The sequence below is a fragment of the Streptomyces sp. NPDC021212 genome, from assembly GCF_044332925.1.
Lineage (GTDB): Bacteria > Actinomycetota > Actinomycetes > Streptomycetales > Streptomycetaceae > Streptomyces.
The window spans coordinates 25,029-47,272 of sequence record NZ_JBIRPZ010000016.1 but is presented as its reverse complement, the minus strand read 5'-3'; the positions used below and the strand labels follow the sequence as shown (position 1 = coordinate 47,272).

The window sequence follows — 22,244 nt, the reverse complement described above, 5'->3', positions numbered from 1 at the left end:
GAACCGAAGCCGACGTAAATCATTCGCGGCCCGTCCGCGCCGTGGCTACAATCCTCCGTCTTGCCGCCTCCCGCTCGGGAGAGCCGTCGGCCGGACGGAAACCGGCTGGCATCTCGTACGTACCGCAACTCTGCTTCGTGTACCCGCCGGAGGCCCCGCCGTGCCCTCGCACGCCCCTGACCGCTCAGAATCCCCGCTGCCGGACCCGCTCGCGCGGGAACGCGCCCACCTCGCCGCCTCCCGCGCCGCCCTGCGCGCCATGCGCGCCGACGCGGAGGCCCTCGACCTCCGGGACGTCGCCGCCAACTGGGTCAACGCCGAAGCCCTGCACCACCAGGTCAGCGAGCGCATCAAGGCACTCGCCGACCTCTCCCACACCCCGCTCTTCTTCGGCCGCCTCGACTATCTGCACGCGCCGGGCGCGGAAGCCGCGGAGGGAGCCGAGGGCGAATCCTTCTACATCGGCCGCCGCCATGTGCACGACGCCGACGGCGACCCCATGGTCATCGACTGGCGCGCCCCCGTCTCGCAGCCCTTCTACCAGGCGTCCAAGAAGGCGCCCATGGATGTCGAACTGCGCCGCCGCTTCGGTTACACCGGCGGCGAGCTGACCGCGTACGAGGACGAAAAGCTCAGCGATCCCAGCGAGGCGGAGCAGACCAGCAAGCTGCTCCAGTCCGAGATCGAGCGGCCGCGCGTCGGCCCCATGCGGGACATCGTCGCGACGATCCAGCCCGAGCAGGACGAGATCGTCCGCGCCGGAATCGGCGGCACCGTCTGCGTCCAGGGGGCGCCGGGCACCGGGAAGACGGCCGTCGGCCTGCACCGCGTCGCCTATCTCCTCTACGCCCACCGCGAGCGGCTGGCCCGCTCCGGCACCCTCGTCATCGGCCCGAACCGCTCCTTCCTCCACTACATCGAGCAAGTCCTGCCCGCGCTGGGTGAGTTGCAGGTCGCCCAGGCCACCGTCGAGGACCTGGTGGCGCGCCCCGCCACGGGCGTCGAGGTGCGCGGCGCCGACTCCGCCGACGTGGCCCGTATCAAGGGCGACGCCCGCATGGCCGAGGTGCTGCGCCGGGCCCTGCGCTCGCACGTCACCCCGCCCACCGAACCGTGCGTCGTGGTCCGCGGCTCGCGCCGCTGGCGGGTTCCGGCGTACGAGATCGAGGAGACCGTGGCGGAACTGCTCGCCCGCGACATCCGTTACGGCGCGGCCCGCGACGCCCTGCCGCAGCGCATCGCGCACGCCGTGCTCGTCCGCATGGAGCAGGCGGGCGAGGCCCCCGACGACCGCGTCCAGGACGCGGTGGCCCGTAACCCCGCCGTGAAGGCGGCCGTCAAGGCCATCTGGCCGCCCGTCGACCCCGCCAAACTCGTGCTGCGGTTGCTCTCCGACGCCGACTTCCTGGCCGCTCACGCCGACGGCATCCTCACCGCCGACGAACAGAAGACCATCCTGTGGGCCAAGCCGCCGCGCAGCGTGAAGTCCGCGAAGTGGTCCCCGCCGGACGCCGTGCTCGTCGACGAGGCCACCGACCTCATCGAACGCACGCATTCCCTCGGCCATGTGGTCCTGGACGAGGCACAGGACCTGTCCCCCATGCAGTACCGCGCCGTCGGCCGGCGCTGCACCACCGGCTCCGCCACCATCCTCGGCGACCTCGCCCAGGGCACCACCCCCTGGGCCACGGACAACTGGGACGAGGCCCTCACCCACCTCGGCAAACCCGGCTCCGCCGTCGAGGAGCTGACCCAGGGCTTCCGGGTGCCGCGCGAGGTGATCGCGTACGCGTCGCGCCTGCTGCCCGCCATCGCGCCCGGCCTGTCGGAGGCCACCTCGATCCGCGAGGCGGCGGGCGACTTCGCCGTACGGGCCGTGGCGGCCGCCGACCTGGACGCGGCCGTCATCACCGCCTGCCACGAAGCCCTGTCCCACGAGGGCTCGATCGGCCTGATCGCGGCCGAAGCCCGCATCCCCGCCCTGGCCTCCGCCCTCGACGCGGCGGGCCTGACCCACCTCTCCCCCGGCGAGGAGACCAGCCCCGACGCCCGGCTGACCCTGGTGCCCGCGACGCTGGCCAAGGGTCTGGAGTACGACTACGTGGTCCTGGACGAACCGGCCGCCGTGGTCGACGGCGAACCCGACGAACGCACGGGCCTGCGCCGCCTGTACGTGGCCCTGACCCGAGCCGTCTCGGGCCTGACGGTGGTGCACGCGGCCCCACTGCCGGAGCGGCTGGCGTCGTAGCACCTGCCGGTGGGCGCAACCGGTGAGTGTGATGGGGGGCGGGAGCGATCCCGACCCCCATGCTCCACAGTCCTCAGCCCACCGGCACCGGGGCGTCGAGCGCGATACGCCACTCCTCCACGGCCGCCGCGTCCACCGAGCCGTGCCATCCGCCGGGCCGGGCCGCGCTGCCGATGTGGAAGGCGGTGACGCCCGCGGCGCGCAGCTCGGGAAGGTGGTCGAGGCGAAGGCCCCCGCCGACCATGATCCGCGCCTCGTACCCCGGCGCACCGGCACGGGCGACCTCGCCCCGGAGGGTCGGCAGACCGTGGTCGACGCCGTGGGCCGAGCCGGCGGTGAGGTACGTGTCCAGGCCCGGAAGCCCGGCCAGCTGCCGACGGAGCACGTCGCGGTCGGCGGCGCGGTCGATGGCCCGGTGGAAGGTCCAGCGACTCTCGTCCACCCCCGGCCCGGCGCCGACGACCTCGATCAGCGCGGCGACGGCGGTCAGGTCCGCCAGACCGTCGGAGGCGAGGAAGCCCAGCACGAACTCGTCCGCCCCCTCCGCGTGGAGCGCGGCGGCCTTGCGGCAGAGCGCGTCGACGGCCGCGGCGTCCCCCGCCGCGAATCCGTCGCAGGCCCGGAGCATCACCCGCACCGGCAGATCCACCGCCGAACGGACGGCGGCGAAGGTCTCCCGGGAGGGCGTCAGCCCATCGGCGGCCATGTCGGTGACCAGCTCAAGACGGTCCGCCCCTCCGGCCTCTGCCGCGATCGCGTCCTCCGGATGGAGGGCGATAACCTCGAGAATTGGTCTAGACATGCCGTACAGCTTGCCATACCGCCGGTCCGCCGCAACCCACGCCCCTTCACAATGGGCCCATGTCCGACCACCCCGCGCTCCTCAACCGCTGGGCGCTCCTCCTCAACAGCGCCCGCGACACCACCACCCCCGACCCCGCCCCATACGGCCGCGACCTCCTCTCCCGCTGGGCCGAACCCCAGCGCCGTTACCACACCACCGACCACCTGATCGCGGTACTGGACCGCGTAGACGAGCTGCTGGAGCACACCGAGGCCCCCGACCCCGACGCGATCCGCCTGGCCGCCTGGTTCCACGACGCGGTCTACCTGCCCGACCGCTCGAACAACGAGGACCGCAGCGCCCGCCTCGCCGAACGTGCCCTCCCGGAAGCGGGCGTCCCGGAGGCCCGCGTCACCGAAACCGCCCGCCTCGTCCGCCTCACCACCGACCACGACCCCGCCGAGGGCGACACCAACGGCGAAGTCCTCTGCGACGCCGACCTGGCCGTACTGGCGGGCTCTCCCGACGAGTACAGCGCCTACGCGGCGGCGGTCCGCGAGGAGTACGCCTTCGTCCCCGACGACGCCTTCCGCGAGGGCCGCGCGAACGTCCTCCGCCACCTGCTGGGCCTGCCCTGCCTGTTCCGCACGCCGGTCGGCCACGACCGCTGGGAGCCTGCGGCCCGCCGCAACATGACCACGGAGCTGGAGCTGCTGGGCGCGTAATATGTACCGTTCGCGGCACTCACCACGGCACGGTCTGTTCCCTAGTAGCCGACCTCGTACGCGCGCCCGTCCTCGACGCGGCCCCCAGCGCTCTGGTCGTCACGTGGCCACCGACCGCTCCCGCACGGCACATCGAGGCCTTCGTCCGAGTCGCAACGACCGTGGCGGCCCGCCGTCGCCACATGAACCAAACGCCGACCGACGCCGAATTTTCCTGACAAACCGGGTGGGTCAAGCGGCGGCAAACGCTCCGCGTATGAGAGCGGAGACGAACGACGACCAGCCGTCTGTGGAGACGAGCAGCGCCGGGCCGTGGGGGTCCTTGGAGTCGCGGACCGGGACCGTGCCGTGGGTCTGGGCGAAGGTGCGGGAGAACTCGACGCATTGGCCACCGTTGGCGTCACTGTAGGAGGACTTGGTCCACTCGGCGGCGGTGAGATTCAAGTCAGCGCCCATGCGCGGTACTCCTTCGCCAGGGTCTTGATCAGGCCGTTGGCTAGTTCTGTGTCCTCCCTCCTACCCAGGTCCCGCTGGACAGCACCGTCGTGCGACTCCGGTTCATCCCGAACGGCGGCCCGGGTAGCGGATCGGCTTGCGGCAGTCCGGGGCGGCGGTGGGTGGCGACTGACCGTCGAGCGCGTAGCACAGGGTCGCGTGCAGGTGCTCCGCCGCGGTGAGGGTCAACCGCAGCTCGGCCGTGCCGAGGAGTTGGCCGCCTCGGCTGATCTGGAGCGGGAGAGCGAGACCGCCGTCATCCAAGCGGCGCACCTTCCACTCCGGGGCGTGACTGATCCGCAAATCCATCATGACGACTCCCGCCCGCTTCCGGCCCTGCTACGGGCGATCCGCAATACGTCGTTCAGCGCCTCGCACAACCGGTTGGCCAGAAACCGAAGCTCACTCACGGTCGCCTTGCGGTCAGCCAGCAATTCGCTCGCGTGGCCGAGCAGCCCGGCCCCCATCTCCAGTTGCAGGGCCTCGACGTCGTCCGCCCTTGCGTTCAGCGGGCTCTGGTCGGTGTCCGAGATCAGGTAACACGGCTTGCCGTTCGCGGTGCGCCAAGGAAGCAGTCGCGGGGCGGGCGGCGGGGAGACGAAATGTGGACTCATCTGTTCGGGAGTAGAGGGGCTAGGGTCGATCACGTCATCAGCTCCGTTCAGCTGGTGGGCACGCCCCGGGATCGACCGAATGATCGCGCCGGCTATGGAGTCCGCTGGGCTGTCGCCCCGACAGCTCGCTGTCCGGGTGGGTGTTTCCGGCAAGACCGTTGAGCGGTGGATCGCGGACGAAGAACTCATCCCGCACTCCAGAAACCGGTCGGATGCCTCTGAGACGTTGGGAGTGGAAGCAGCGATGCTGTGGCCGAAGTCGGTGCGGAACCGGCTCAAGTCCGAGGGCGACCAAGAGATCATTCAGAGCTATCCGTACAGGTCCGCATGCCCGTCTACGCTCTGGGGCGATCTCATCACCAACGCGAAGGAAGAACTCTTCTTCGCTGGTTACACCTCCTACTTCCTGTGGACCCAGGTGCCCGCCCTCTCCGAGACGCTGCGGCGAAAGGCGGAGAGCGGCTGCCGGGTCCGCTTTCTGCTCGGCGACCCCACCGGGCCGGTGACCCGGCAGCGGGAAGAGATCGAAGACGTCGCATTGACGGTCTCCACGCGCATCAACATGACCCTGGAGCAGTTGGCCAAGATGGGCACCGTGGGCGGGCTTGAGGCTCGGTTCTCGGCGGCAGCCGACGCCATGAACCACGTCTCGCTCTCGGTCTTCCGCTTCGACGACCAGGCACTCGTCACTCCCCACCTGGCCAGGCTCGTCGGCCATGATTCGCCGCTGATGCATCTGCGGCGGCGCGGTGATGGCGGGATGTTCTCCCGTTTCGCCGAGCACGCGGAAGAGCTGTGGGGGTCCGGCGGTACGCCCATTCCTCAGCATCACTCGCGGTAGCGAGACTTCGGCCATGACGATCACTCCCCCCGTGATGCCGCAAGGCCCGCCTCCCCTCGGCGGGTTCGCCTCTCAATCCTCTATCACTCTCCGTGATGACACCAGGTCGCAGCCACCGCACCACCATTTCGAGTGAACGTTCGGGAGATGCGGACCGCGCCAGCCGAGGAATGGCGGGCCAGCTGCGGGCGTTGACGTCGGCATGCCCATCGCCGTTTATGTACTTGGCCTGTCCGTCTTCGCCCTAGGAACCTCGGAGTTCATGCTGTCCGGGCTGCTGCAACCCGTAGCGGCAGACATGGGGGTGACGATCCCCACAGCCGGGCTGCTCATATCGGCGTTCGCGATCGGGATGGTGGTCGGGGCGCCGGTGCTGGCGGCGGCCACCCTGCGGCTGCCGCGCCGGACGACGTTGATCGCGCTGCTCGCCGTCTTCGGGCTCGGGCAGGTCGCGGGGGCGGTGGCGCCGTCGTACGGGGTGTTGTTCGCGTCGCGGGTGGTGAGCGCGCTCGCGTGTGCCGGGTTCTGGGCCGTGGGGGCGGCGGTGGCCGTGTCGTTGGTACCGGTGAACGCGCGGGCGCGGGCCATGGCGGTGATGGTCGGCGGACTCAGCGTCGCGAACGTCGTGGGCGTTCCGGCCGGGGCCTTCCTCGGGCAGCACGCGGGATGGCGGGCGGCCTTCTGGGCCGTGGCCGGGCTGTCGGTGGTCGGGCTCATCGGGGTGATCGCGCTCGTACCGCGTACGGAGGTGCCGACCGGAGAGGACCGGCCGCGGCTGCGGAGCGAGTTGCGGATCTACCGGGACCGGCAGGTCTGGCTCGCGCTGGTCACGACCGCGCTGAGCGGGGGCGCGGTCTTCTGCCTGTTCTCGTACCTCGGGCCGCTGCTCACGGACGTGGCGGGGCTGGACGAGGGCTGGGTGCCGACGGTGCTGGCGCTGTTCGGGGTCGGCGCGCTGATCGGTACGGCGGTCGGCGGGCGGATCGCGGACGCGCACCTGTTCGGGACGATGTACGGCGGCATCACCGCCTCGACGGTGGTGCTGAGCGTCCTGGCGCTGACCGCGCACAGCCCGGTCGCGGCCGTGGGCCTGGCGCTGCTTCTCGGCTTCACCGCCTTCTTCACCGCGCCCGCGCTCAACGCCCGCATGTTCAACGTCGCGAACGCCGCCCCGACGCTCGCGGGTGCGACCACCACGTCCGCCTTCAACATCGGCAACACGGTGGGCCCCTGGCTCGGCGGCCTGGTCATCGACGCGGGCTGGGGCTACCCGGCGGTCGCCTGGACGGGCGCGGCCCTCGCCGGTACGGGCATCGTGACCACGGCGATCGCGGCGCGGCTGCACCGGGCGGAGGGGCCGGCGTCGCGCGTGATCGCCACCGGGCAGACGCCGGCGGCCGCGCACGAGGTGGAGGCGGCGTGGGAAGCGGGGCGAGTTCAGTAGTAAGCCCTCAGCCCCGGCCCTCAGCCGCTCGCAGACCCCCGCGCCGCACGCCCCCGGCCCGCAGACGCCCGCGCCGCAGGCACCTTACGGCGCCGCAGCCCCGCCGCCGTGAGCCGCCGCAGCAGCTCCTTGCTGCCGACCTCCTCCGCCCCCGCGCGGACCGCCCGCGCGTAGAGGTCGCTCGGGACGTCGTAGTGGTCGCGGTCGAAGCCGCGGCGCGGGGCGCCGATGCGGGTGGCGAAGGCGTGGAGTTCGTCGTACGAAACGTCGCTCACGAGGTGTGACCACATGCGGCCGTGGCCCGGCCACGAGGGCGGGTCGATCAGTACGGCCATCAGAGAGTGGTCCCCAGCGAGCCCACGGGGGCCACCGCGACCGCCGTCTTGCCGCAGACCCAGTGCGGGTCGGGGCCCAGTTCGGGTTCCACGTCGAGGGCGTGGAGGTCGCCGCCCGTGGTGCAGACGGGGCACAGGGGCCAGCGTCCGTAGCGTTCCAGCAGGGAGTCCTGGACGTCCTGGGCGACCAGACCGGCGACGTATGCCACGCCTTCCGGCCATTGCTCGACCCACCAGCGGCGGTGCGCGATGGCGTCCTCGACGAGCGAGACGATGTCGGCGTGGGCGACGTCTCCCGCCGCGAGGTCGGCCAGGACGAGCGCCCGTGCCGCGTGCAGTGCATGTTCGAGCTTCATGGGTCCCATTGTCACCTTTGCTTCGTCGGGCCGCCCTCCAGCACAGGTTCCGCCCAGGGAAGCGCATGGTAACGGCCTCCGCGCGCGGTCTTGACGGGCCTCGTGGCCGGAAATAGTTTTCAGATGTGAGTAGCAAGTTGAAGGAAACTTTCACTCCCCTCACCGACCCCGCCGTGCCCGCCCCCTCCGCCCTCGCGGCGAAGGTCCGCACCCTTGGCCCCTCCATGACCCGCTCGATGCAGCGCGTCGCCGAGGCCGTCGCGGGCGATCCGGCGGGCTGCGCGGCGCTCACCGTCACCGGCCTCGCGGAGCGCACCGGTACCAGCGAGGCCACCGTCGTACGCACCTCCCGGCTGCTCGGCTACCCCGGATACCGCGATCTGCGCCTCGCGCTCGCCGCACTCGCCGCGCAGCAGGCGGCAGGGCGAGCGCCGGCCGTCACGGCGGACATCGCGGTCGACGACCCGATCGGCGACGTGATCGCCAAGCTCGCGCAGGAGGAGCAGCAGTGCCTGGCCGACACCGCCGCCGGGCTCGACACCGGCCAGGTCGAGGCCGCGGTCGCCGCGGTCGCCGCCGCCCGCCGAATCGACGTGTACGGCATCGGCGCGTCGAACCTGGTCGCCCAGGACCTGGTGCAGAAGCTGCTGCGGATCGGCCTGATCGCGCACGCGCACGCCGATCCGCACCTGGCCGTCACCAACGCCGTACAGCTGCACTCCCGCGACGTCGCGCTCGCGATCACCCATTCGGGCCGCACGACGGACGTCATCGAGCCACTGCGCGTCGCCTTCGAGCGCGGGGCGACCACCATCGCGATCACCGGCCGCCCGGACGGCGAGATCGCGCAGTACGCGGATCTCGTCCTCACCACCTCCACCGCGCGCGAGAGCGAGCTGCGCCCGGCGGCCATGTCCAGCCGCACCAGCCAGCTGCTGGTGGTGGACTGCCTGTTCATAGGCGTGGCGCAGCGCACGTACGAGAGCGCGGCGCCCGCCCTGTCCGCCTCGTACGAGGCCCTCGCGCACCGGCACGACCCCCGCCCCCGCCACCGCTGAGACCGGCCCGCCACCGCTGGGACCGGGTGGCCAAGGCCGCCGCACCGCCACCACCACCCCCCACCATCACGCTGAGACAGGGAAAGAGCCGCTTCGCCATGACTTCCGCCGCCGATCAGCAACAGCAGCAACAGCGACAGCTCCGCGCCCAGCTGGAGACCCTCACCACCGAGGCGTTCCGCCCCGAACTCGCCGAGATCGACCGGCTCGACACCGTCGAGATCGCCCGCATCATGAACGCCGAGGACGCCGGGGTCCCCGCCGCCGTCGCCGCCCAGCTCCCCCGGATCGCCGCCGCCATCGACGGCATCGCCGCGCGCATGGCGGGCGGCGGACGGCTGGTGTACGCGGGCGCGGGCACCGCCGGGCGGCTCGGGGTGCTCGACGCGAGCGAGTGCCCGCCCACCTTCAACGCCCGGCCGGACCGGGTGGTCGGCCTGATCGCGGGCGGGGAGACCGCAGTGATGTCGTCCGTGGAAGGGGCGGAGGACAGCGCGGAGGTGGCCGCCGAGGACCTGGACCGGATCGGGATCGGCCCGGACGACGCGGTCGTGGGCGTCTCGGCCTCCGGCCGCACCCCGTACGCCGTGGGCGCCGTCGAGCACGCCCGCCGCCGCGGGGCGCTCACGGTCGGGCTGTCGTGCAACGCGGGTTCGGCGCTCGCCGCGGCCGCCGACCACGGCGTCGAGGTCGTCGTCGGACCGGAGCTGCTCACCGGCTCCACCCGGCTCAAGGCGGGTACGGCGCAGAAGCTCGTGCTCAACATGATCTCGACCATCACCATGATCCGGCTGGGCAAGACCTTCGGGAATCTGATGGTCGACGTGCGCGCCTCGAACGAGAAGCTGCGGGCGCGCACGCGTCGTATCGTCTCGCTGGCGACCGGCGCCACGGACGAGCGGATCGAGAGCGCGCTGACGGCCACCGACTGGGAGGCCAAGAACGCCATCCTGACCATCCTCGGCGGCGTGGACGCGCCCACCGCCGAGAAGCTGCTCGCCGAGGCGAACGGACACCTCCGGGCGGCCCTCGAAGCGGCGGGAGCATAACGGCACACAGCACGGCGGCGGGGCGGCACCCCTGGGAGAAAGGGTGCCGCCCCGCCGTCGTCTGTGGACGGTGTGACCGACCGGCGCGCGGGGCGCCGAAGCCGATCAGAAGTCCATGTCACCGCCCGGCATGCCGCCCGGGGCGCCCGCCGGAGCGGCCTTCTCGGGCTTGTCGGCGATGACGGCCTCGGTGGTGAGGAACAGCGCGGCGATCGACGCGGCGTTCTGCAGCGCGGAGCGCGTGACCTTGGCCGGGTCGATGATGCCCTCGGCGATCAGGTCGATGTACTCACCGGTCGCGGCGTTGAGGCCGTGGCCCGGGGTCAGGTTGCGCACCTTCTCCACCACGACGCCGCCCTCGAGGCCGGCGTTGACGGCGATCTGCTTCAGCGGGGCCTCCAGGGCCAGGCGCACGGCCTGGGCACCGGTGGCCTCGTCGCCCTCGAGCTCCAGCTTCTCGAAGACCGAGACGGTCTGGAGCAGGGCCACGCCACCACCGGCGACGATGCCCTCCTCGACGGCGGCCTTGGCGTTGCGCACCGCGTCCTCGATGCGGTGCTTGCGCTCCTTCAGCTCGACCTCGGTCGCGGCACCGGCCTTGATGACGGCCACGCCGCCGGCCAGCTTCGCCAGGCGCTCCTGGAGCTTCTCGCGGTCGTAGTCCGAGTCGGAGGACTCGATCTCGGCGCGGATCTGGTTGACGCGGCCCTGCACCTGGTCGGTGTCGCCGGCGCCGTCCACGATGGTGGTCTCGTCCTTGGTGACGGTGACCTTGCGGGCGCGGCCGAGCAGGTCGATGCCCGCGTTCTCCAGCTTGAGGCCGACCTCCTCGGAGATGACGGTGCCACCGGTGAGGATGGCGATGTCGCCGAGCATGGCCTTGCGGCGGTCACCGAAGCCCGGGGCCTTGACGGCGACGGACTTGAAGGTGCCACGGATCTTGTTGACGACCAGGGTCGCCAGCGCCTCGCCCTCGATGTCCTCGGCGATGATCAGCAGCGGCTTGCCGGACTGCATGACCTTCTCGAGCAGCGGGAGGAGGTCCTTCACGCTGGTGATCTTCGAGTTGACGATCAGGATGTACGGGTCGTCGAGCGACGCCTCCATACGCTCCATGTCCGTCGCGAAGTACGGGGAGATGTAGCCCTTGTCGAAGCGCATGCCCTCGGTGAGCTCGAGCTCGAGCCCGAAGGTCTGCGACTCCTCGACGGTGATGACGCCTTCCTTGCCGACCTTGTCCATGGCCTCGGCGATCAGCTCGCCGATCTGGGTGTCGGCGGCGGAGATGGAGGCGGTGGAGGCGATCTGCTCCTTGGTCTCCACGTCCTTGGCCTGCTCGAGCAGCTGGGCGGAGACGGCCTCGACGGCCTTCTCGATGCCGCGCTTGAGGGCCATCGGGTTGGCGCCCGCGGCAACGTTCCGCAGGCCCTCCTTGACCAGCGCCTGGGCGAGGACGGTCGCGGTCGTCGTGCCGTCACCGGCGACGTCGTCCGTCTTCTTCGCGACCTCCTTGACCAGCTCGGCGCCGATCTTCTCGTACGCGTCCTCGAGTTCGATCTCCTTGGCGATGGACACACCATCGTTGGTGATCGTGGGGGCGCCCCACTTCTTCTCGAGGACGACGTTACGGCCCTTGGGGCCGAGGGTGACCTTGACGGCGTCGGCGAGCTGGTTCATCCCGCGCTCGAGGCCGCGCCGCGCCTCCTCGTCGAACGCGATGATCTTGGCCATGTGAAGTGGTCCTCCCAAGACGGGGTGGATTGCTCCGGACCGCGCCTGGCGCCCGCGACGGACGGCCTGCCTGCCGTGCGGTTCCTTGCCCCGCGCGGCGTCGGCTTGCCTCACCGACCCGATCCTTCTGTCACTCTCACCTTCAGAGTGCTAACGCAATAATTAGCACTCGACCCATGAGAGTGCAAGCGCCCGATGGGCGTCAAGAGGCGCCGGGAGAGATGAGCGGCGGGGCCCGGGACATGCCAGAGGGCCCACCCCCTCGCGAGGTACGGGCGACCCGGGACATGCCAGAGGGCCCGTCCCCTCGCGGGGTACGGGCCCTCCGGACTTCAGTCAGCTGCCTCGCGTTCGGCGCGTCAGCCTACGGCCACGCGGACCATGTCCGCCTGCGGGCCCTTCTGGCCCTGCGAGATCTCGAACTCGACCCGCTGGCCTTCCTCGAGGGTGCGGTAACCGTCCATCTGGATCGCACTGTAGTGGACGAACACGTCCGCACCACCGTCGACCGCGATGAAGCCGTACCCCTTCTCCGCGTTGAACCACTTGACGGTGCCCTGAGCCATTCCTAACTCCCCTATTGCTGGCCCTTGCGCAGGACCGCACTCCGCGGACCCGGGTCAGACCTCACCCCCCGAGTCGAGGGGGGTGTGCGCCGGAACGCGTCGACCGCCGCTGAATGTATCCGTCCCAACGCCCTCTGCAACAGGTCAATTGGACGAGAATTCTGGGCGCGGCCGATCGGGAATAAGTGGAGAATTCCTGTGAAGTTCGGGCAAACCTGGCGGGACATAGGGCATCAACCCGACAAATCGCGCACACACTTTGCGCACAAGTTGACGAGTTCTCATATGTGGTGGCGCCGGGGCCGCTGGGGAGGCGGGGCAACTGTATCGCGATTCAACACACGGAATCGCCCCGTCCGTTTCTTCCCGGACGGGGCGATTTCCAGAGGTGAGAGGGGTGATGGAGCGTCAGCAGCCACCCGCGACCGCGGGGATGATGGACACTCCGGCGCCGTCCGGCGTGGCCGTGGCCAGGCCCTCGGCGAACCGCACGTCATCGTCGTTGACGTAGACGTTCACGAAGCGGCGCAGCTTGCCGGTGTCGTCCAGGACGCGGGCCGCGATGCCCGCGTGGTTCTTCTCCAGGTCCGCCAGAACCTCGGCGAGGGTCGCGCCCTCGGCGCTGACCTCGGCCTGGCCGCCGGTGTAGGTACGCAGGATGGTCGGGATTCGGACGTTGACGCTCATGCGAGGCCAGCCTCTCGGAACGAGTCAAGGGTGGGGCGGATGATGGCGGAGGGGCCCGTGGTGGGGGCCACCGCGTCGAGGGTCTTGAGGCCGTCGCCGGTGTTGAGGACGACGGTCGTCAGGGACGGGTCGAGCAGACCGTCCTCGATCAGCTTCTTCGTCACGCCGACGGTCACGCCGCCCGCGGTCTCCGCGAAGATCCCCTCGGTGCGGGCGAGCAGCTTGATCGCGTCGACCACCTGCTCGTCGGTGACGTCCTCCACCGCCCCGCCGGTGCGGCGCGCGATGTCGAGGACGTACGGGCCGTCCGCCGGGTTGCCGATGGCCAGCGACTTGGCGATGGTGTTCGGCTTCTGCGGGCGCACCACGTCGTGGCCCGCCTTGAAGGCGGTGGAGACCGGGGAGCAGCCCTCGGCCTGCGCGCCGAAGATCTTGTACGGCTTGTCCTCGACCAGACCGAGCTTGATCAGCTCCTTGAGCCCCTTGTCGATCTTGGTGAGCTGGGAGCCGGAGGCGATCGGGATGACGATCTGGTCCGGCAGCCGCCAGCCGAGCTGCTCGCAGATCTCGTACGCCAGGGTCTTGGAGCCCTCGCCGTAGTACGGCCGCAGGTTGACGTTGACGAAGCCCCAGCCCTCGCCCACGGGGTCGCCGATCAGCTCGCTGCAGAAGCGGTTGACGTCGTCGTACGTACCCTCGATGCCGACCAGGTCACCGCCGTAGACAGCGGCCATGACGACCTTGCCCGCCTCCAGGTCGTGCGGGATGAAGACGCACGAGCGGAAGCCGGAACGGGCGGCCGCGGCGCCCACCGCGCCGGCCAGGTTGCCGGTGGAGGAGCAGGACAGGGTGGTGAAGCCGAAGGTGCGGGCCGCCTGGACGGCGATGGCGACGACCCGGTCCTTGAAGGAGTGGGTCGGGTTGCCGGAGTCGTCCTTGACGTGCAGCTCGCCGGTGACGCCCAGCTCACGGGCGAGCCGGTCGGCCTTGACGAGCTGGGTGAAGCCCGGGCTCAGGCTGGGGAGCGTGGCCACGTCCGTGGGGACGGGCAGCAGCGGCGCGTAGCGCCAGATGTTGTCCGGACCGGCCTCGATCTGCTTCCGCAGGGCCTCCGGGTCGCCGCTCGGCAGCTCGTACGCCACCTCGAGCGGCCCGAAACACGACCCGCACGCGAAGATCGGGCCGAGGTCGAAGCGCTCACCGCACTCGCGGCAGGACAGGGCGACGGCGGGGCCGAAAGCGGCAGCGGAAGTGGTTGAGCTTTCGACGGATTGCACAGCCATGGAGGCGAGGCCCTTTCTCCTCATCTTCCTCGGGACGCATTTCGCCACGAGACGGAATTGGCACCTTCCCGAGCTGGGAGCCTCGCTACAGGACGCGAGACCAGCTGGAGGGTTGCCGGGGCTTCAACGGGCCGTTCCCTCTGCCCCTCTGGATGAGCGGTATGGCCACCGGGCCGGACCCGGGGCGTTTGTCACACCGTGCCCCCGACATACGAAGGTCACGTGCGTTGTTCAAGACTGTAACCGACGGCCCGGAGGGTTGAGCCAGACGTCCGAACCGCGAGATGGATCACAACCATCACGCCCGAGCGATCACAGCAGGGAGACAAAACAGGTGCTGGATGAGGTGGAGCGCTGGCTGGAGCACCGCTCCTGGTCGGCCGACGACCGTCCGCTGGACCGCCTGCTGGCCGCGAAGCGCCACACGGCGACGAGCGTCAGCGTGGTGCTGCCCGCGCTGAACGAGGAGGCGACCGTCGGCGAGATCGCCGCCGCGATCCGCCGCGAGCTGATGACCGAGGCCGTGCCGCTCGTCGACGAGCTGGTGGTGCTGGATTCCGGTTCCACGGACCGCACCGCCGAGGTCGCCGCGGCGGCCGGCGCGAGGGTGGTCCACCGCGACGCGCTGCTGCCGCGCCTGCCCGCGCTGCCCGGCAAGGGCGAGGTGCTGTGGCGGTCACTGCTGGCGACCAGCGGCGACATCGTCTGCTTCATCGACGCCGACCTGCGCGAATTCGACGCGCGCTTCGTCTCCGGGATCGTCGGGCCGCTGCTCACCGACCCCGGGGTGCAGCTGGTCAAGGGCATGTACGACCGTCCGCTGCGGGACGCCGCCGGCCAGGGCGGCCGGGTCACCGAGCTGGTCGCGCGGCCGCTGCTGAACCTGCACTGGCCGCAGCTGGCCGGTTTCGTCCAGCCGCTGGGCGGCGAGTACGCGGCCCGGCGCTCGCTGCTGGAGCGGCTGCCGTTCCCCGTCGGGTACGGGGTCGAGCTGGGCCTGCTGGTCGACGCGCTGCACACGGTCGGGCTCGACGCCCTCGCCCAGGTCGACATCGGCGTGCGCAAACACCGCCACCAGGACGGCAAGGCGCTCGGCCGGATGGCCGCGGCGATCTACCGCACCGCCCAGCTGCGGCTGGCCCGCGGCCATCTGGTGCGGCCGCGGCTGACCCAGTTCGAGCGCGGTGAGAACGGCTTCGAGCCGCGCACCACGGCGGTGGACACGGAGGAGCGGCCGCCGATGATCGAGATCCCGGAGTACCAGGAGCGGCGCGCGGCATAGCTTCGCCTAACTCTCCCGGGCACAAGAAACCGTACGTACGTTTGCGCCGGGTGTCCGATGGCTAGGCTCGCGACATGGCCGTTGAACGCAGCGCACCGATCCTCGTCGCGTCCAACCGCGGCCCTGTCTCGTACGCGCTGGGCGAGGACGGTTCGCTCACCCCCAAGCGCGGGGGCGGCGGGCTGGTCTCCGGCCTGAGCGCGATCGGGCCCGACGCCGGGGCCGTGTGGGTGTGCGCCGCGCTCGGCGACGGCGACCGCGAGGCGGCGCGCCGCGCCGGGACCGGCCACCTGGACGCGGACCACACCGGCGGGCAGCAGGTGCGGATGCTGGACATCGCGCCGGATGTCTTCGCCGCGGCGTACAACGGCGTCGCGAACTCGGTGCTGTGGTTCGTCCACCACCTGCTCTACCAGACCCCGGTCGAGCCGGTCTTCGACGCGGAGTTCCGCGCGCAGTGGGCGGCGTACGAGACGTACAACGCGGCCTTCGCCGACGCGCTCGCCCAGGAGGCGGCCGAGGGCGCGGTCGTGCTGGTGCAGGACTACCACCTGGCGCTGGTCCCCGGGCTGCTCCGGGCGCGCCGCCCCGACCTGCGGATCGGCCACTTCTCGCACACGCCCTGGGCGCCCCCGGACTACTACCGGCTGCTGCCGGACGATGTCGCGGCGGGCGTGCTGCGCGGCATCCTCGGCGGCGACCGTGCCGCCTTCCTCACCGGGCGCTGGGCCGCGTCGTTCGCCGACTGCTGTGCGGCGGTGCTGGGCGCGGAGGTCGTCCGGGGGACGGACGGCTCGGCGGCCGCCGTGCGCTTCGAGGGCCGGGAGACCCGGCTCGGGGTGCACGGCCTCGGCGCCGACGCCACCTTCCTGCGGGAGCGGTCGCGGGCGGCCGACGTGGACGAACGGCTGGCGGCGCTGCGCGAGCAGATCGGCCCGGGGCGGAAGACGATCGTCCGGGTGGATCGCACCGAGCTGTCCAAGAACATCGTGCGCGGGCTGCTGGCCTACCGCCGCCTGCTGGAGACCCGTCCCGAGTGGCGCGAGCGCGTGGTCCACGTGGCCTTCGCCTACCCGTCGCGCCAGGACCTCGCCGTCTACCGCGACTACACCGAGCGGGTGCGGGTGCTCGCCGAGGAGATCAACGCGGAGTACGGGACGGAGGGCTGGCAGCCGGTCGCGCTCCATGTGAAGGACGACTTCGCGCGCTCCCTGGCCGCCTACCGGCTGGCCGACGTGGCCCTCGTCAACCCGATCCGGGACGGGATGAACCTGGTCGCCAAGGAGGTCCCGGTCGTCTCCGAACGCGGCTGCGCGCTGGTGCTGTCGCGGGAGGCGGGGGCGTACGAGGAGCTGGGCGCGGACGCGGTGGTGGTGAATCCGTACGACGTGGAGGGCACGGCGCGAGCGCTGGACGAGGCGCTGCGGACGCCGGAGGGCGAGCGCGCGGACCGTACGAAACGCCTGGCCGCCGCCGCGACGGCCCTCCCACCCCGCGACTGGTTCCTGGCCCAGTTGCACGCGCTGGAGGACACCCCCTAGCCCCGCGCCCCCTCACCCCGGGGCTCCGCCCCCGGCACCCCGGCACCCCGGCCGGGGCCGGAGCACCACCACACCCGAGCACCGCTCGCGGGCTCAGCCCCGACCCACGGTCGGCCGGGTGCGCCGCCACAGCCGGGCACCGCTGCGCAGACCCACCGGCGCAGCGTCGCTCTCCCGCGTCCCGACCCGCAGGGGCACCGCCGGGGGGCACATCACACGCGGGCGCGGTCCGGGGCTTGCCCCCGGTTCGGGAAGGGGCGGGGTGGGGTGGGGAACAATCAGCGCATCGCCGCCGCCAGGGCCTCCAGCAGGGCCACCACCCCGGCCGGTCCTTCGACCACCAGGTCGGCGCGCTCCGCCAGGGCCGTCACCTCCGTGCTGCCGCTGCACACCAGCAGCCCCGGCACGCCTTCCTTCCGCAACCGCTCCACGGCCGCGAACGCGGCCAGGTCACCGAGGTCGTCGCCCGCGTAGAGCACCGCGCCCGCGGACGTCTCCCGGACGTACTCCAGCAGCGCGACGCCCTTGTCCATGCCGGGCGGGCGCAGTTCCAGGACCAGGCGGCCCGGTTCGACGATCAGGCCGTGGCGCTCGGCCAGCGCGTGCAGCGGGGCGCGCAGCTGGTCGAAGGCGGCCTGGGGGTCCTCGGTGCGGCGGGTGTGGACCGCGACGGCACGGCCCTTGTCCTCGGTCCAGGTGCCGTGCCAGGCGCCGTTCGCCTCCAGGACGCCCGGCAGTTCGGAGCGGACGGCGGCGATGCCCGGGTGGGGCTCGGGGGCCTGGACGGTACGGGTGGACGCGTCCCAGCGCTCGGCGCCGTAGAGGCCGAGGACGACGAGGTTGGCCGGGGCGCCGCTGTCCCCGAAGCCGCCGTGGCGGACGGCGACTTCGGCCGGGCGGCCGGTGATCACCGCGAGGGAGCGCAGCCGGGGGCCCAGCGCGGCGAGGGCCGGGACGGCGCCGGGGTGGGCGCGGGCCTGGTCGGGGTCGGGGACGATGTCGGCGAGGGTGCCGTCGAAGTCGACCCCGACGACGGCTCGGTCGGGCCGTTCCAGGAGGGCCGCGAGACCCTCGCGGCCGGCGGCGGTGACGGGGACGGGAAGGGGGTGGCTGCCCATGCGGCGACCCTACCCGCCCCCGCCCACCGGCACCCGTAACACCGGCCACCGGCCGGGCGCGGGCGGCCTCAGCGGCGTTCGCGCCGCTGATCGCGCACGCGGCGCAGCCGGTTGATGGTCACCGGGTCGTGCTCCAGCGCGCGGGGGTCGTCCAGCAGGGCGTTGAGCAGCTGGTAGTAGCGGGTCGGGGTGATGCCGAGCCGCTCCCGTATGGCCCGCTCCTTGGCGCCAGGACCCGGCCAGCCGGTCCGCTCCACGGCGAGCACGGCCAGGTCCTGTTCGGAGAGTTCCTCGGCGGTCACGGCTTGGTCGTCTCCATGGCGTCGGCGGCCCGCTGGATCTCGCCGAGGACGCTCGCCGGGTCGCCGCCGCTGGTCACCGTCGAGCCGATCTTCTCCTTGACCATCTTGCTGATGGCCGGCCACGAGGTCTTGTCCGCCGGGTAGAACTGGGCTCTGTCCATCTGGTCGAGGAAGCGCCACAGCTTCTTGTGGTCCTTCTCGTGGCGCATCGTGGAGGAGACGGACGTGGTGACCGGCAGCAGGTCGTACTGGTCGGCGAAGTCCAGCACGTTCTTTTCCTGGTAGACGAAGTTGAGGAAGTCGCCGATCTGCTTCCGCTTGCCGTTCGCCTTGAACGCCATGAGCCAGTCGGCGACGCCCATCGTCGAGGTGGACTTGCCGGTGCGGCCCGGCAGCGGGGCGGTGGCGTAGTCGATGTCGTGGCCGGACGCCTGCTGCATCAGGGTGGGGTGGCCGTTGAGCATGCCGACCTCGCCACGGGTGAAGGCGTTGAAGACGTCCTGCCGGTTGGTGCGGGCCGGGGAGCCCGAACCGGTGAGGCCGGCGCCGACCAGCTCGTCCCGCAGCCATTCGAACGTCTCGATGTTGGCGTCGGAGTCGATGGTGTAGCTGCCGTTGGAGTCGGTGTAGCCGCCCCCGCCGCTCAGCATCCAGATCATGGCCTCGGCCTGCGACTCCTCGGGGCCGAGCGGGAGCCCGTACGGGATCTTCACGCCGGCCGACTTGAGCTGCCGCGCGGCGTCCTTCAGTTCCGCCCAGCTGGTGGGGGCGGAGGATATGCCCGCCTCGTCGAACAGCTTCTTGTTGTAGAAGAGCAGCCGGGCGCTGGAGACGAAGGGCAGCCCGTACAGCACCCGGCTGACCTCGCCCGCCTGGGCGATCGAGGCGATGAACGCGGCCTGGGTGGGAATGGAGAGCATCTGGTCGGCGCGGTAGAGCTTGCCCGCGGCGGCGTAGTCGGCGTACGCGCCGATCTGCGCGATGTCCGGGCTGTCGCCGTCCTTGACCATGTCGGCGACCTTTTTGTCGACGTCGGTCCAGCTGTAGACCTTGACGTCGACCGTGATGCCGCTGTGCTTGGCCTCGAAGGCCCGGGCCAGCTTGTCCCAGTACTTCTGGGAGGTGTTCTCGGCGCTGTCGCCGTAGTCCGCCGCGATCACCTTCAGGACGTTCCCGTCCGATCCGCTGTCGCTGCCGCACGCTGACAGCGCGGGCATGACCGCCGCCGTAGCGGCCCCAGCCGTCGTCAGACTCAAGAACCGTCGCCGCTGCACTGCTGTTTCCCACCCTATGGCTTGATTCATCCTCCACGATGCCTCTCGCGAAGGTCGAGCGAGTCTGCCTTGCAAACCTCCACAAGGTCTACACCATGGGCGTATCGCTTCGGTATCGGACCTCTCCTTGCCAGGTCAGGCGTAACGCACACCACCACGTGGGATGTGTCACGTCGTCACAATTCGCTTACCTGCGACGAAGAACCGCCCGGCGAGTGGACTAGACCTCTCGTGGTGGATCGCGGGAGACTGTCCCTTGTGAAACACGTCATCGCCCTCGATGTGGGCGGCACCGGCATGAAGGCCGCCCTGGTCGGGGCGGACCGGACACTCCTGCACGAGGCCAGGCGGCCCACCGGCCGGGAGCACGGGCCCGAGGCCGTGGTCGCCGCGATCCTCGGCTTCGCCGCCGAGCTGCGCGCCATCGGCGAGCGGCGGTTCGGCGAACCGGCCGCGGCCGCCGGGGTCGGCGTGCCCGGCGTGCTGGACCAGGACCGCGGCGTCGCCGTCTTCGCCGCCAACCTCGGCTGGCGCGACGTACCGCTGCGCGCGCTGCTGTCCGAGCGGCTGGGCGGCGTGCCGGTCGCCCTCGGCCACGACGTACGGACGGGCGGGCTGGCCGAGGGGCGGCTCGGGGCGGGACGGGGCGCCGACCGGTTCCTGTTCGTGTCGGTGGGCACCGGGATCGCGGGCGCCATCGGCATCGAGGGCCGCCTCGAACCGGGGGCCCACGGCGACTCCGGCGAGATCGGCCACATCGTCGTACGACCCGGCGGCCCCCCGTGCGGCTGCGGCCAGTCCGGCTGCCTGGAGACGCTGGCCTCGGCCGCCGCGGTGGGCCGCGCCTGGGCGGCGGCCGGGGGCGGGCCCGGCGCGGACGCGGCCGACTGCGCCAAGGCCGTCGAGTCCGGCGACCCGCGGGCCGCGGCGGTGTGGCGGGAAGCGACCGGCGCGCTCGCCGACGGCCTGGTGACCGGCCTCACCCTGCTGGACCCCGAGCTGCTGATCATCGGCGGCGGGCTCGCCGAGGCCGGGGAGACGCTGCTCACCCCGCTGCGCGCGGCGATCGAGGAGCGGATCACCTTCCAGACACTTCCCCGCATCGTCCCCGCGGCCCTCGGCGACGCCGCCGGCTGCCTGGGCGCGGGCCTGCTCGCCTGGGACCTCGTCGCCGCGCAGTCGCCCACACCCCACACACAGTCATCCGCGCAGCCCGCGCAGTCCACGGAGGTATCCGGCTGATGGTCCAGCGAACGGTTCTCAACGGCGCCCGGGTGGTGCTGCCGACCGGCGTGGTCACGGACGGACGGCTGACGATCGAGGGCACCCGGATCGCCGGGACGGCCGCCGGTGACGGCGCGCCCCTGGGTGAGGCCGTGGGCGCGGGAGAGGCCGCGGGCGAGGCCGTACGGGACCTGTCCGGCTGCTGGATCGTCCCCGGCTTCGTCGATCTGCACCTCCACGGCGGCGGCGGCGCCTCGTTCTCCTCGGGCACCGCCGAGGAGGCGCTGACCGTCATCGGGACGCACCGCGCGCACGGCACCACCACGATGCTCGCCTCCACCGTCACCGGCGATCTGGACGACCTCGCCCGGCAGGCGGCGGTGCTCTCCGAGCTGGCCGAGGACGGCGAGCTGGCGGGCGTCCACTTCGAGGGGCCGTTCATCTCCCCGCACCGCTGCGGCGCCCACCAGCCGTCGCTGCTGCGCGACCCCGACCCGGCGGACGTGCGCAAGCTCATCGACGCGGCGCGCGGCACCGCGCGCATGATGACGCTCGCGCCCGAGCTGCCGGGCGGGCTGGAGTCCGTACGGCTGCTGGCCGACAGCGGCGTCCTGGCGGCGGTCGGCCACACCGACTCGACGTACGAGGCGACCCGGGACGCCGTGGAGGCGGGCGCGACCGTGGCGACCCACCTGTTCAACGCGATGCCGTCGCTGCTGCACCGCGAGCCCGGCCCGGTGGCCGCGCTGCTGGAGGACGAGCGGATCACCGTCGAGCTGATCAACGACGGGACCCATCTGCACCCCGCCGTGCTGCAACTGGCCTTCCGGCGCGCGGGCGCGGACCGGGTCGCCTTCATCACCGACGCGATGGGCGCGGCGGGCATGAGCGACGGGCGCTATCCGCTCGGCCCGATGGAGGTCGAGGTCAAGGACGGTGTGGCGCGGATCAGCGACGGGCCCACGGCCGGGTCCATCGCGGGCTCCACCCTCACCCTCGACCACGCCTTCCGGCGGGCCGTCACCGTCGACGGGCTCGGCGTGGACCAGGCGGTCCGGGCGCTGTCCGCGACCCCCGCGAAGGTGCTGGGTCTTGACGACCGGGTGGGGTCGCTGGAAGCCGGCAAGGACGCGGATCTCGTCGTTCTGGACGCCGACTTCCGGCTGCGGGGCGTGATGCGGCGCGGCGGCTGGGTGGTCGACCCCCGCTGAACCCCCGGCACCACCGCCCCGCTGACCCTGAATTGGCCGATTCCGCACCATGATTGGGCGTCCCGGTCACTTCAAA

General features: G+C 71.8%; 23 protein-coding genes and 1 riboswitch. Of the genes, 10 read left to right on the top strand and 13 right to left on the bottom strand.

Features of this window, described 5'->3' with window-relative positions:
- Positions 1-160 precede the first annotated feature (160 nt).
- On the top strand, positions 161-2,248 hold the full coding sequence (locus ACH4SI_RS34505; RefSeq protein WP_398302796.1) for a HelD family protein: 2,088 nt from the start codon (positions 161-163) through the stop codon (positions 2,246-2,248).
- Between the two features lie 73 nt (positions 2,249-2,321).
- Here ACH4SI_RS34505 and ACH4SI_RS34500 read toward each other — a convergent pair whose 3' ends face one another.
- Complete coding sequence (locus ACH4SI_RS34500) at positions 2,322-3,050, bottom strand: copper homeostasis protein CutC (RefSeq protein ID WP_398302794.1); 729 nt, start codon at positions 3,048-3,050, stop codon at positions 2,322-2,324.
- 59 nt (positions 3,051-3,109) lie between these two features.
- Between ACH4SI_RS34500 and ACH4SI_RS34495 the strand changes: the two genes are divergently transcribed.
- Entirely contained in the window at positions 3,110-3,757 is a 648-nt protein-coding gene (locus tag ACH4SI_RS34495) for a hypothetical protein (RefSeq protein WP_398302792.1), read from the top strand.
- Positions 3,758-3,988: 231 nt separating this feature from the next.
- Here the strand turns inward: ACH4SI_RS34495 and ACH4SI_RS34490 are convergent, their stop codons facing one another.
- The 3 genes from ACH4SI_RS34490 to ACH4SI_RS34480 form a co-directional block, all read right to left on the bottom strand.
- Positions 3,989-4,213, bottom strand: coding sequence for a DUF397 domain-containing protein (locus ACH4SI_RS34490; protein WP_398302790.1), 225 nt, complete (start codon positions 4,211-4,213; stop codon positions 3,989-3,991).
- Positions 4,214-4,315: 102 nt separating this feature from the next.
- Complete coding sequence (locus ACH4SI_RS34485; RefSeq protein WP_398302788.1) at positions 4,316-4,564, bottom strand: hypothetical protein; 249 nt, start codon at positions 4,562-4,564, stop codon at positions 4,316-4,318.
- A complete protein-coding gene (locus tag ACH4SI_RS34480) occupies positions 4,561-4,866 on the bottom strand; it encodes a hypothetical protein (protein WP_398302786.1) in 306 nt (101 codons plus the stop codon). Before ACH4SI_RS34480 ends, ACH4SI_RS34485 begins: the two co-directional genes overlap by 4 nt.
- A gap of 79 nt (positions 4,867-4,945) precedes the next feature.
- Between ACH4SI_RS34480 and ACH4SI_RS34475 the strand changes: the two genes are divergently transcribed.
- Positions 4,946-5,707 carry an XRE family transcriptional regulator gene (locus ACH4SI_RS34475; protein WP_398302784.1) on the top strand — a complete coding sequence of 254 codons (762 nt, stop codon included), beginning with the start codon at positions 4,946-4,948 and terminating at the stop codon, positions 5,705-5,707.
- A 202-nt stretch (positions 5,708-5,909) separates the two neighbouring features.
- Positions 5,910-7,151, top strand: coding sequence for a Cmx/CmrA family chloramphenicol efflux MFS transporter (locus ACH4SI_RS34470; protein WP_398302782.1), 1,242 nt, complete (start codon positions 5,910-5,912; stop codon positions 7,149-7,151).
- A 20-nt stretch (positions 7,152-7,171) separates the two neighbouring features.
- Here the strand turns inward: ACH4SI_RS34470 and ACH4SI_RS34465 are convergent, their stop codons facing one another.
- Positions 7,172-7,486, bottom strand: a complete 315-nt coding sequence (locus tag ACH4SI_RS34465; protein WP_398302780.1) for a DUF4031 domain-containing protein — start codon at positions 7,484-7,486, stop codon at positions 7,172-7,174.
- On the bottom strand, positions 7,486-7,842 hold the full coding sequence (locus ACH4SI_RS34460; protein WP_123101631.1) for a hypothetical protein: 357 nt from the start codon (positions 7,840-7,842) through the stop codon (positions 7,486-7,488). Before ACH4SI_RS34460 ends, ACH4SI_RS34465 begins: the two co-directional genes overlap by 1 nt.
- A gap of 125 nt (positions 7,843-7,967) precedes the next feature.
- On the opposite strand from ACH4SI_RS34460, the gene ACH4SI_RS34455 reads away from it, so the two are divergent.
- Positions 7,968-8,900 carry a MurR/RpiR family transcriptional regulator gene (locus ACH4SI_RS34455; RefSeq protein WP_361473360.1) on the top strand — a complete coding sequence of 311 codons (933 nt, stop codon included), beginning with the start codon at positions 7,968-7,970 and terminating at the stop codon, positions 8,898-8,900.
- Positions 8,901-8,998: 98 nt separating this feature from the next.
- Positions 8,999-9,949 carry an N-acetylmuramic acid 6-phosphate etherase gene (murQ, locus tag ACH4SI_RS34450; RefSeq protein ID WP_398302777.1) on the top strand — a complete coding sequence of 317 codons (951 nt, stop codon included), beginning with the start codon at positions 8,999-9,001 and terminating at the stop codon, positions 9,947-9,949.
- A 105-nt stretch (positions 9,950-10,054) separates the two neighbouring features.
- Here murQ and groL read toward each other — a convergent pair whose 3' ends face one another.
- From groL to thrC, 4 genes are all read right to left on the bottom strand, one after another.
- The gene (groL, locus tag ACH4SI_RS34445) at positions 10,055-11,680 is read right to left on the bottom strand and encodes a chaperonin GroEL (RefSeq protein WP_179935138.1); all 1,626 of its coding nucleotides are present in this window, start codon (positions 11,678-11,680) and stop codon (positions 10,055-10,057) included.
- Positions 11,681-12,039: 359 nt separating this feature from the next.
- On the bottom strand, positions 12,040-12,246 hold the full coding sequence (locus ACH4SI_RS34440; RefSeq protein ID WP_009716982.1) for a cold-shock protein: 207 nt from the start codon (positions 12,244-12,246) through the stop codon (positions 12,040-12,042).
- A 408-nt stretch (positions 12,247-12,654) separates the two neighbouring features.
- On the bottom strand, positions 12,655-12,933 hold the full coding sequence (locus ACH4SI_RS34435; RefSeq protein ID WP_398302774.1) for a MoaD/ThiS family protein: 279 nt from the start codon (positions 12,931-12,933) through the stop codon (positions 12,655-12,657).
- Positions 12,930-14,216, bottom strand: coding sequence for a threonine synthase (gene thrC / locus ACH4SI_RS34430; protein ID WP_398302772.1), 1,287 nt, complete (start codon positions 14,214-14,216; stop codon positions 12,930-12,932). The genes ACH4SI_RS34435 and thrC overlap by 4 nt, the downstream gene beginning before the upstream one ends.
- Before the next feature lie 17 nt (positions 14,217-14,233).
- A riboswitch (SAM riboswitch) is annotated at positions 14,234-14,375 on the bottom strand.
- Between the two features lie 175 nt (positions 14,376-14,550).
- Between thrC and ACH4SI_RS34425 the strand changes: the two genes are divergently transcribed.
- Positions 14,551-15,498 (top strand): glucosyl-3-phosphoglycerate synthase, encoded by a 948-nt coding sequence (locus ACH4SI_RS34425; protein WP_398302770.1) that lies wholly within the window; start codon positions 14,551-14,553, stop codon positions 15,496-15,498.
- A 74-nt stretch (positions 15,499-15,572) separates the two neighbouring features.
- On the top strand, positions 15,573-17,039 hold the full coding sequence (locus ACH4SI_RS34420) for a trehalose-6-phosphate synthase (RefSeq protein ID WP_398302768.1): 1,467 nt from the start codon (positions 15,573-15,575) through the stop codon (positions 17,037-17,039).
- Between the two features lie 278 nt (positions 17,040-17,317).
- Here ACH4SI_RS34420 and otsB read toward each other — a convergent pair whose 3' ends face one another.
- From otsB to ACH4SI_RS34405, 3 genes are all read right to left on the bottom strand, one after another.
- Positions 17,318-18,157, bottom strand: a complete 840-nt coding sequence (gene otsB / locus ACH4SI_RS34415) for a trehalose-phosphatase (RefSeq protein WP_398302766.1) — start codon at positions 18,155-18,157, stop codon at positions 17,318-17,320.
- A 68-nt stretch (positions 18,158-18,225) separates the two neighbouring features.
- On the bottom strand, positions 18,226-18,459 hold the full coding sequence (locus tag ACH4SI_RS34410) for a DUF3263 domain-containing protein (protein WP_398302764.1): 234 nt from the start codon (positions 18,457-18,459) through the stop codon (positions 18,226-18,228).
- The gene (locus ACH4SI_RS34405) at positions 18,456-19,676 is read right to left on the bottom strand and encodes an extracellular solute-binding protein (protein ID WP_398302762.1); all 1,221 of its coding nucleotides are present in this window, start codon (positions 19,674-19,676) and stop codon (positions 18,456-18,458) included. Before ACH4SI_RS34405 ends, ACH4SI_RS34410 begins: the two co-directional genes overlap by 4 nt.
- A 315-nt stretch (positions 19,677-19,991) precedes the next feature.
- Between ACH4SI_RS34405 and ACH4SI_RS34400 the strand changes: the two genes are divergently transcribed.
- Both ACH4SI_RS34400 and nagA read left to right on the top strand, forming a co-directional pair.
- The gene (locus ACH4SI_RS34400) at positions 19,992-20,975 is read left to right on the top strand and encodes an ROK family protein (protein WP_398302760.1); all 984 of its coding nucleotides are present in this window, start codon (positions 19,992-19,994) and stop codon (positions 20,973-20,975) included.
- Positions 20,975-22,168 (top strand): N-acetylglucosamine-6-phosphate deacetylase, encoded by a 1,194-nt coding sequence (gene nagA, locus ACH4SI_RS34395; protein WP_398302758.1) that lies wholly within the window; start codon positions 20,975-20,977, stop codon positions 22,166-22,168. Before ACH4SI_RS34400 ends, nagA begins: the two co-directional genes overlap by 1 nt.
- The last annotated feature ends 76 nt before the right edge of the window (positions 22,169-22,244 follow it).